This is a genomic window from Anabaena sp. UHCC 0253, from assembly GCF_009712085.1.
Classification (GTDB): Bacteria; Cyanobacteriota; Cyanobacteriia; order Cyanobacteriales; family Nostocaceae; genus Dolichospermum.
In genome coordinates, this window is sequence record NZ_VILD01000007.1 from 77,026 (window position 1) to 87,251 (window position 10,226).

Genomic DNA, 10,226 nt, shown 5'->3' on the forward strand with positions numbered 1-10,226 from the left:
AAATCTACTAAAGGAGTTGTATCAGTCAATAAATTATGAGGATTAGATGGTAATCCACCTCGTCCGACAATGCTAAAGTTATTTAATTTACGTGCTAATCTTCCCCTTTTACAACGTTGAGAAATTTGATTAGAAGCATTAAGTAAATTAACAGGTAAAGATGCTAAACCACTAGCAGGATCAACATCTAATCTATTAATAGTTACTTGACCACTTAATCCAAATTTGGAAGATGCGGTAATATCACTAAATTCAGTTAATTGGGGATTGAATTTTAAGCCAAAGATTGTATTAGTTGTAATGTTAATGTTTCCCCCATTTCCTTGAAAAGCATTTGCGGTGATATCACTATTTTCACTAGCAAAACCAATAATAAAAGGAGCATTAATATTAATATTTCCGCCATCGCCTCCCGCCCCGGCTGTACCTGCGGTAGCGGTTATATTACTCCCATGACGTAACCATAATAAATCTTGAATTTGGAGATTTATTTCTCCTCCTTGATTACTAATAGTTTCGGCGGTAATAAAGGCTTTATTATCTAATGTCAGAGTCCCAGCTTGCAGAGAAATATTTCCACCTTTACCGCTACCTTGACTATTTACACCTATTCCTGCACCGTTTCTAATTATAAATATTTTCGGGTCAATATCAATACTACCACTATCACCTGTTGAACCTGGTGCTGTATTAGCAAATAGTCCGGTTTTTTCACCATCTAAGGTAATATTATCTCTTACTTGCATGATGATGTTTCCAGCTTTAGCACTCCCTGATGTAGTGGTGAGAATTTGTCCACCACCGTTAGCAGTGAAAGTGTTAGCATTAACATTAATATTACCACTTTTACCATTAGCAGTGGTAGTTGTTATTACACCACTATCCTGGATGTTTAAGGTATTAGTGCTAATTTTTATCTCTCCTGCTGCCCCTGTTGCAAGCAAATTAGACCTAGCAAATAAGCCGCTAGGAAGACTATTGCCATTAGTACCAATTATTTGGATGTCAGAGGCATTTACTGTTAAATTTCCAGCATTTCCCTTACCATTGGTACTAGCACTTACAAATCCGCGGTCTAGAGTTTCCAAGCTGTGAGTATTAATTGTTAAATTTCCAGCATTTCCTGAACCAGATGTAATAGCACTGACATATCCGCCGTCTAGAATTTCCAAGCTGTAAGTATTTATTGTTAAATTTCCGGCATTTCCTAGTGAACTCTGTTCAGTTGCAGTAGCAATGCTAGTCTCAAGTCCAGTAACAGCATTTGTCCCAATCAATTGTATAGAGTGGGCATTTACTGTCAAATTTCCCCCATTCCCTCCGGCAAAAGTGGAAGCACCAATTTGTGCTTTATCTCGTAAATTTAATTGCCTGGTATTAATCTCGGAATCACCAGCATCTGAAGCACCAAAAGTATAAGAGCTTATACTAGTGTTGATACCTGCACCAATAATTATTTGTGAAAAAGTTTCACCTCCTGTCATGTCTATTGAGTCAAAAGCGTTGATGGTAATATCTCCTGCTTTACCACTACCCAAGGAAGTTGATGCTATTAGTCCTCGATTCTCAAGAATCAAATTTTGTGTATTAAGCTTGATATTCCCAGCATCTCCACTACTACCAGCACGATTTCCTGTTGCTAATAAAGAGTCATTTACTTCCACTGACCCAGAGGCATTAACATCAACATTCCCACCGTTGCCTTTACCAAAAGCAGAAACGAGTATAAATGCTCCATTTTTAAGGATTAAGTTATCAGTATTCATCTCAAAATTCCCACCACTTCCAGTCCCCACACTAACGGCAAAAAAGCCATTGCGACGATCTGCGGGATTTGCTGCGGGATTGATCACTTGTCCAAAAGCTTGTTCAAAATTCCCTGTACCAATGACTTCTACAGTATCAGTTGCATTAATAGTCATTGATCCACCAGGTAGTGAACCTAAGTTTAAAGATGTTATCCTTGAATCTTCAATCATTCGTAAATTGCGGCTATTTACTCTGATTTCGCCTCCCCCATTTATACTACTGATATCAATATTTGTACCATCTGAAAGTTGAATATCACCAAAGTTATTTATGCCATCATAACCAAAATAAAATCCTTGGTTAATGGAGGTAAGGTTAACTAAACTTGCTTCGGCAACACTACCTAATTCTACTCTTCCCCCAGCAGTCCCTAATTTTGTCCCTTCTAAGCTGATATCACCACCAACTAAAGCCAAGGTTTGATTTGGTTGTACCTGTAGTCCATTTTTAGCCTGTACCTGAATTTTTCCCTGATTGCTGCCAAATTGTAAACCGATAGGTGCAGTGATAGTTAATAGAGGTGTATTTTGATAAGATTGGGTACTAAACTGTGTACCATCTGCAAATTTGATGCTGTTGGCTGTAGTAGCAGTAAATGAACCCCGAATATCCAAACTGGCATTTTGTCCAAAGATAATACCATGAGGATTTATTAAAAATAAATTTGCTGTTCCTGCTACTCCTAATGTTCCTAAAATATTAGAAACATTACCACCAGTAACGCGAGTTAAGATATTTTCAATATTTACGGGATTGGCAAAATAAACACCTTTTCCTGCATCTACATTAAATTCTGAAAAACTGTGAAATAGATTATTACCTCTAGTTGCACCACCATTGATTTGATTATGAAGTGAATCAATAGGATTAACAACGGAATTTTCTGTTTTTAATGTATCATCAGGAGTAAGTTGAGCAACAACACTTTGATTTGTATTTGTGATTACTCCTAGTAGTAAACTAGTCAATCCTAAGAAACGAGATAGCAATTGTTTTTGAGATTTCATCGGTTCAGAAACTTTAAACTTATATACGCAAAAATACATTTACTAAAAAATATACATCACTTAGCAGATTAAATCTACACTTTAATAGTAAATTCACGTAACCCTGATATGAATGGCAAGTATCACAAAAACCTAGATCGTCTCACCTATGAGAACTAGATTTTGTCAACAAATCTTAATATATGTTTCTAATCAAAGTAGGATTGTTATATTTCGTGTAAAAATGTTCCTACTGAAATAAGCTGCAAAAGAAAAATTATGACTATGTATCCTAGCCTCAAACGTGCATTCGCTCATCCTGTACTCAAGGTAATTAGTGGTTTGAATAATTTCAATGCTGCTAGTGTGGCTGCAACTGTAAAAGCTGCTGATTTGGGTGGTGCTACTTTTGTGGATATTGCTGCTGATGTGGATTTGGTGAGATTGGCGAAAAGATTGACCAAATTACCTGTTTGTGTATCTGCGGTTGAACCAGAAAAGTTTGTAACTGCTGTGGCTGCTGGTGCTGATTTGATTGAAATTGGTAATTTTGATTCTTTTTATGCCCAAGGACGCAGATTTGAGGCGGCTGAGGTTTTAGAACTAACTCGCCAAACTCGGACTTTGTTGCCAGAAATTACCCTGTCTGTGACTGTTCCTCATATTCTCACTTTAGACCAACAGGTACAACTAGCTGAAGATTTAGTAAAAGCTGGTGCTGACATTATTCAAACTGAAGGTGGTACTAGCAGCAATCCTATTCACCCTGGAACTTTGGGATTAATTGAAAAAGCTGCTCCCACTTTAGCCGCAGCTTATGAAATTGCCCGTGCGGTTTCTGTGCCTGTATTATGTGCTTCTGGTATTTCTAATGTTACTGCACCTTTAGCGATCGCTTCCGGTGCGGCTGGTGTTGGTGTCGGTTCGGCTATTAACCAACTCAATAGCGAAATAGCGATGATTGCTGCTGTGCGTAGTTTAGTAGAAGCTTTAGCTACTGCAAATAGCCGGACATTTGCGTAAGAAGCAAGAGGCAAGAGGGAGGATTAATATTTTTCTCCCCTGCACCCCTGCCCCTCTGCTCCGCTGCACCCCTGCTCCCCAGTTATTCAGGATAAACAATTTTTTAAAGTATCAATAACTTTATCGAGTTGTTCCTGTTCCAATTCGGGGAACATGGGTAAAGATAAAACTTCTTGACTTGCTTGTTCTGATACTGGGAATTGTCCTGCGTGATAACCTAAGTTTTCATACACTGGTTGCAAATGAATGGGTAAGGGATAGTAAATCATGGAACTAACCCCTTGTTCCTGCATTTGGTTTTTTACCGAATCTCGATATTTACCACTTGCACCATTACGTCTTTCTCCAGAAATCCGAATAGTGTATTGATTCCAGACACCAATACCACCAGGAAATTCTTGAGGAACAATGATGTCGGTAACTTGGCTGAGGTGTTGATAATAATATTCAGCGATTTGCTTGCGTCTAGAATTCCAAAAATCCAGATAGCGGAGTTTAATTTGCAGAATTACGGCTTGAATAGCATCTAACCGACTATTGACACCAATTTCTTCATGAACATATCTCACCTTACTACCATGTTCTCGCAAAACTCGTAATTGAGTAGCGATCGCTGGATCATTTGTAGTTATTGCTCCACCATCACCGCAACCACCGAGATTTTTGGTAGGGTAGAAACTAAAACAACCGACATGGCCAATACTTCCAACTTTTTTATTTTCCCAACTTGCACCGGTAGCTTGAGCGCAATCTTCAATTACTGCTAAATTATGAGATTTCGCAATTTCCATTAATCCTGTCATATCTACAGGTAAGCCAAACAAATGCACTGGGATAATGGCTTTGGTTTTTGGTGTAATTGCTGCTGCTACTTTTTCTACATCTAAATTAAACGTAGTCGCATCAATATCTACAAATACTGGTATTGCTCCTACTGCACTAATTACTTCTGTCGTCGCAAAAAACGTGAATGGTGTGGTTATAACTTCATCACCAGCACCAATTCCTAAAGCCCGTAATGCTAAATATAAAGCATCAGTACCGGAGTTACAAGCTACGCATTCACTTACACCATGATAAGCTGCAAACTGTTGTTCAAAATCTGTAATTGCTGGACCACCAATATAACGCCCAGAAGCCAGAACCGCTAACACAGCAGCACTTACTTCCGCTTCAATGGTGGTGTATTGTTGTTTAATATCAAAGGCAGGAATTGAATTTACACTTTTAATCATGAGTTTTGATTTTATTTGTAGATACAAAAGTTATGTTTGTAAAGTTCTTAATTGTAAAGAGGTAGACAAACTATGCCAGAGCTAATCAAACTGGATATGGTAGATTTGGCTTTAGCTATTGGCTTAATGGTGATCGCCATTGGGATATCAGCATGGGAGCAATTAGGACTAGAATTAAATTTAAGCGTAGCTACTGGTAGAACTATCCTCCAACTACTTGTATTAGGATACATTTTTGACTTCATTTTTGCAGTTAATAATATTTGGGCAGTAGTGGGGATTTTAGCAATAATTCTGACAATTACTGCAATTATTACTCGCAACCGCATCAGTCAAAAAATTCCTCAAGTCTTACCTTTAGTATGGATAGCTATTTTTGTCAGCACTGCCTTAACATTGCTTTACACCAATTTTTTAATTATTCAACCGGATAGATGGTATGAACCGCGTTATATCATTCCTTTAGCTGGCATATTGCTAGGTAATGCCATGAATGCGGCAGCAGTAGCCGGAGAACGTCTTGTTACTACTATTAACCAATTTCCCACAGAAATAGAAACCCATTTAAGCTTGGGTGCAACTCCTCAACAGGCTATTAAATCCTACCGCAAAGAAGCCATTCGTGCCGCCTTTCTTCCCACTTTAAATCAAATGATGTTAATTGGTATGGTAACAATACCAACCTTTACCAATGGACAATTATTAGCTGGTGTCGCACCACTAGAGGCTGTATCCTACGAGATTTTACTTATTTTTATGGTGGCTGTCACCAATTTGCTGACCACAATTTTTGTTACCAAGGGCTTATGTCGACAGTTTTTTAATTCTGCTATGCAATTAGTTAGGTAATGGGTAATTGGTGAATAAATTGTCTGAATCAGGATGTCCAGGATTAAAGGATGAACAGGATAAAAATAGGGAAGCAACTTGAGTTATTAGCTTTTCATATTAACAAGAATTTCTCACATATTCTTGAAAAACTGGAGACAATTTAAACAGGATTTTATCTTCTTTGATTTTCGTGATTAAATACCGTTGTTGTAAGGATTGTAAACCATTATTAAAATCAACTGAGGATAAATTTAAACTTTGTCTTAATTCTTCTCTGGAAATAGGGTTTTCAAATTTACTTGTTTCTAATACTATTTGTTGTTCTTGGGGTGATAGGTGGTGAAATGTCTCTTGAAAATGAGATTGCATTTGATTGGTAATATGTAAAGTATTCTCTGCTAAAAAATCAGCAACTTGATCATCATAATTTTTATGGATTAATATACTAATACTTTTTAAATAAAGTAAATTACCTTGATATAATTTGATTAATTTTAACCAACTATCCTCATTTTTTAATCCTGTATTTTTGAGAATTTCTGGATTATCTAAACCGGATAATTCTAAAGATTTAATAGGATATAATTCTTCATCTAAACATTCCATTTCTGGACATTGTTCTTGACTAATTAATATGACACTACTTTGATGTTGGGTTTCTATAATCATTTTGAATAAGGTTTGATAATCTTGATATTCTGGTTGATATTTTCCCGCGAATTGACTAGGAATAAAGATATTTTGTAAATCATCAAGAATAATTAAACATTTTTTATTTGTGAGAAGATCAAAGAATTGTTTTAATTTATCATTTATTGTTGGTAATGAGTCTAATTTGTGATGTTTTAGTAAATCATCAAGTAATAAATCTAGAGATTGAGGAAATTTTAAACTTCTCCAAACTATAGCATCAAATTTTTGTTGATGTAAGTCTATAAATCTTTTAACCAGTGTGGTTTTACCAATACCGGATAATCCTAAGATTGAAATTAAATGAGCATTTTGATTTAATATCCAGGAGGAAAGGGTTTGTAGTTCGGTTTCTCTGTTATGAAAGTTGATGATTTGGGGTGCTAGGGTTAAATCGTGATAGAGTTGATTTTTAATACCTTGTTCTGCATTTTCAGAAGATTCTTTATTATTATGGCAATAATGAATATTACCATTAATAATATTAACAAGCTGAGAATTAATAACCCTTTCTATAGTCCAACAAAAATTATGCTTATTAACATCTTCTCCTAAAGATTCCGATAAAATTTGCCATAGTTTACGTCCAACACTTCTAACGCGACTTTCGCTGCGATGATATTCATCTGCTATTGTTTCATAAGTTTTTCCATCATAAACTCCTGTAATTACAGTTTTTTGCAGATCATCTAAACGTTTTCCTGTTTCATTTAAGATCAATTGATCTGCAAATTGTAAAATTTCTGTAACATCCATAAAATCAAATTATGATAAGGTTTTCAGCAATTATAGCGTATTTTTACGCATCATTCTAAGCTATTTTAATACATTTACTTAACAGTTCATTACAAAACACAGTATTAAACAGTCTTTTAGATAATAAAAAAAGATGATAGATATAACGTGGGGTAAAAAATCGAAGAATTACTGTATTAATACTTAGAGACAATTTATGCTACCAATTTATAATGTAGTTATTTTGGGTCCATCTGGTTCAGGTAAAACTGTGTTTTTAGGGAGTATGTATCATAAACTCTCAACACAGGGAGAATCAGGATTTTTTTTAGCGGTAGATGATGCTCAACGAATAATTCTAAATCAGATTTATACTGAAGTTGCTACCGACGAAACATGGCCAGAACCAACACAAATTGTAGATATATCTAACTTGAAATTTACTTGTAAAATACAGACTCCGAAAGGTATTTATTCAGCTTGTCAATTTCAGTATACAGATTATTCAGGTGAAATACTAACAGATCGTAAAGATGATACTACATATATTGAAAAATTTAATGAGACAATAAAAAACGCAGATGTTTTATTAGGTTTAATAGATGGTTCAAAGTTACTTTCATATATTAAGGGTGAAAATTCAGCTAGAAAATGGGTAATTAAAGAATTAGGAAATGTATTGAGTTTAATGCAAAATACAGATAAATCTATTCATTTTATTATTAGTAAATGGGATTTAATAGAAGGTGAATACACCCTAGAAGAAGTTAGAAATCATTTGCTGGAAATAGATCAATTTCGCAATATTATTATGACTCGGAGTAATAACAGTGATATTAATAATGAAAATCATAGAAATGATCATGGTAAAGGTGTTGTTCGATTAATTCCTGTTAGTTCAGTTGGTAAAGGTTTTGCAGAACAACAAACCGATGGTAGTATGAAAAAAACAGGAAAACTACCTAAACCTTATAATATAGAATTACCTATAGCTTGTATTCTACCTGATAAGCTAAAAGAAGAGTTAAGAAAAATGATTAATGAGGAAAACAAAAAATCTCAAGAACAGATTCAAGAAGTCAAAGCTAATTTAACTTTATGGGATAAACTAAAAAAATATTTTGGTACAACTGCTAAAACAATACTGGAAAAAGTAGCACCTAAATTACCTCCCCAATTTCAATTTTCAAAGGAAATACTTACAGATATTATTGATTTTATTGATCAAGACTTGCAAACATCTGTATACAATAAAGAAACCGCAGCTAAAGAAAGAACAGAACAATTAAAAGCTAAAAAAGCAGAAGCTTTAGTAAAAATTGAAAATGAAAAAACTGCTTTAGAATATTCTACTCGTTGTTTTTTGTTGCTTGTAAATAAATTAGAATATGAACATCCATATTCTAAGTTAACCAATTAAATTAATTAGATTAAATCAAGAGATTAAATTATGACAAAATATAGTATGGAAAAAATAGAAGGTTGGGTTTTTCTAGTTAGTCGTAGTAAAAATCTCGGATTTAGAACAATAGTTGCTCCTGATTTTATGTGTGATGCTAGAGTATCTAGTTTAATTGAGTCTGTTGCAGGAGGAAAGACCACAGAAGCTAAAAAAGCAATATATCGTCAAATCCATAATTCTGCTGTGGGTAATTTAACGCTAGTATTTCGTGTGGTTGAAACAACTTATGAAGATATTGAAATAGAAGGAAATGGTAAAATTAAAGATTCCTTTGGTAGAGAAATTAAATTTATTGAAGGTATTGTTTTTAGGGGTACATTAACAGAAATCAAAGTTTCTGAAGACATTTTTGCTAAAATTCATAATGACATTAAACAGCCTTATCAAACATTTTGGCAATGGCGTAATCCACAAGCAACAATTTCTTCAAAATTACAAAGTTTTGAAAAACCATCAGAATCAGAATATTTTGAATTAATTATTCAAGAACCTTACACAAATTCTCCAAAAATTGATGACATTTCTCAGAAAAAATGGGATCTATTACATAAAATAAATCTTGATCACGAAATATATGATTTTGATATTTCTACTCAAGGTACTTTTTTGGCTGTAAGATTTGATGATACTTGGCAAACATTAGCTATAGTTCCGTTTGATGTTACAAATGGAGAAGATATAAAGTACAATAATAAATTTAAATTAGAAAAAAAACATCAAATTTTTCCCTCAAAACTAATCAATAACATTCCTGTTGTTGGAGGAAAAATATTAGAATTTGGACAACAAGTAATACCAGATATTTATAATCAAAGTCCTATATCAATTAGTCAAAACGATTATATAGCAACGGGGATAGTAGAAACAAACAGTAACTACATTAAAATATATGATCATAATTGCAAAGAAATATATTCAATATTAATAGAAAGTAGTAATCATAATAGAATTACTTCTTTATCATTTATCAATAAAGATTTAATTATTTGCGGTTGTAAAGATGGAAGTATAAAATTGTTTAATTGGAAAACACAAGAAGAAAATGATAATAAAAAGCACTGGAGTGGTAACCAAATAACATCAATTGCAATTAGTAGCGATAATAAAACTTTTGCGAGTTCCGATAGTGGAGGAAATATATATTTTTGGGAAATAGTAGATTTAACTATATGTGAAAAACGTGAAATTTTGAATGCTCACAAAATAAAAATGGCTTTAAGATTAATTCTTTAGCATTTAATCCTGATGGTAAAATTTTAGCAAGTGTGGGTGAGGATGATTATAAAATAAAATTATGGAATCTTCTTGATGAGGAAGGGAGTATTTTGAAAGAAGAAAATTCTAGTGATCTAGGTAATGATATAATTAACACAATTACATTCAGTTCAGATGGTAATTTATTAGCCAGTGGTGACGATAAAGGTTATATTAAAATTTGGGATTTCACTAATAAAA

Annotated in this window: 7 protein-coding genes and 2 pseudogenes; 6 read left to right on the plus strand and 3 right to left on the minus strand. The window is 33.9% G+C overall.

Annotated features, from left to right (window positions below; genetic code table 11):
• Window positions 1–2,816, minus strand: a 2,816-nt coding sequence (locus FJR38_RS18740) for an S-layer family protein (protein WP_168538720.1), incomplete at its 3' end; no start/stop codon positions are given.
• Between the two features lie 258 nt (window positions 2,817–3,074).
• On the opposite strand from FJR38_RS18740, the gene FJR38_RS18745 reads away from it, so the two are divergent.
• The gene (locus FJR38_RS18745; protein WP_168538722.1) at window positions 3,075–3,818 is read left to right on the plus strand and encodes a DUF561 domain-containing protein; all 744 of its coding nucleotides are present in this window, start codon (window positions 3,075–3,077) and stop codon (window positions 3,816–3,818) included.
• A gap of 86 nt (window positions 3,819–3,904) precedes the next feature.
• On the opposite strand, the gene FJR38_RS18750 is transcribed toward FJR38_RS18745, so the two are convergent.
• On the minus strand, window positions 3,905–5,053 hold the full coding sequence (locus FJR38_RS18750) for a DegT/DnrJ/EryC1/StrS aminotransferase family protein (protein ID WP_168538724.1): 1,149 nt from the start codon (window positions 5,051–5,053) through the stop codon (window positions 3,905–3,907).
• A 72-nt stretch (window positions 5,054–5,125) separates the two neighbouring features.
• Here FJR38_RS18750 and fetB point away from each other — a divergent pair, with 72 nt between their 5' ends.
• Window positions 5,126–5,902, plus strand: coding sequence for an iron export ABC transporter permease subunit FetB (fetB, locus tag FJR38_RS18755; protein ID WP_168538726.1), 777 nt, complete (start codon window positions 5,126–5,128; stop codon window positions 5,900–5,902).
• Between the two features lie 99 nt (window positions 5,903–6,001).
• On the opposite strand, the gene FJR38_RS18760 is transcribed toward fetB, so the two are convergent.
• On the minus strand, window positions 6,002–7,330 hold the full coding sequence (locus tag FJR38_RS18760; RefSeq protein WP_168538728.1) for an ATP-binding protein: 1,329 nt from the start codon (window positions 7,328–7,330) through the stop codon (window positions 6,002–6,004).
• Between the two features lie 196 nt (window positions 7,331–7,526).
• Between FJR38_RS18760 and FJR38_RS18765 the strand changes: the two genes are divergently transcribed.
• The 4 genes and pseudogenes from FJR38_RS18765 to FJR38_RS28650 all read left to right on the plus strand — a co-directional run.
• Window positions 7,527–8,729: a hypothetical protein gene (locus tag FJR38_RS18765; RefSeq protein ID WP_168538730.1), complete on the plus strand. Its 1,203-nt coding sequence runs from the start codon at window positions 7,527–7,529 to the stop codon at window positions 8,727–8,729.
• Window positions 8,730–8,759: 30 nt separating this feature from the next.
• The gene (locus tag FJR38_RS18770) at window positions 8,760–10,004 is read left to right on the plus strand and encodes a WD40 repeat domain-containing protein (RefSeq protein ID WP_168538732.1); all 1,245 of its coding nucleotides are present in this window, start codon (window positions 8,760–8,762) and stop codon (window positions 10,002–10,004) included.
• Window positions 9,992–10,036: pseudogene (locus FJR38_RS29380) on the plus strand (hypothetical protein); the annotation flags it as partial. The gene FJR38_RS18770 and the pseudogene FJR38_RS29380, both read left to right, overlap by 13 nt.
• A pseudogene (locus FJR38_RS28650) lies at window positions 10,037–10,226 on the plus strand (hypothetical protein); the annotation flags it as partial.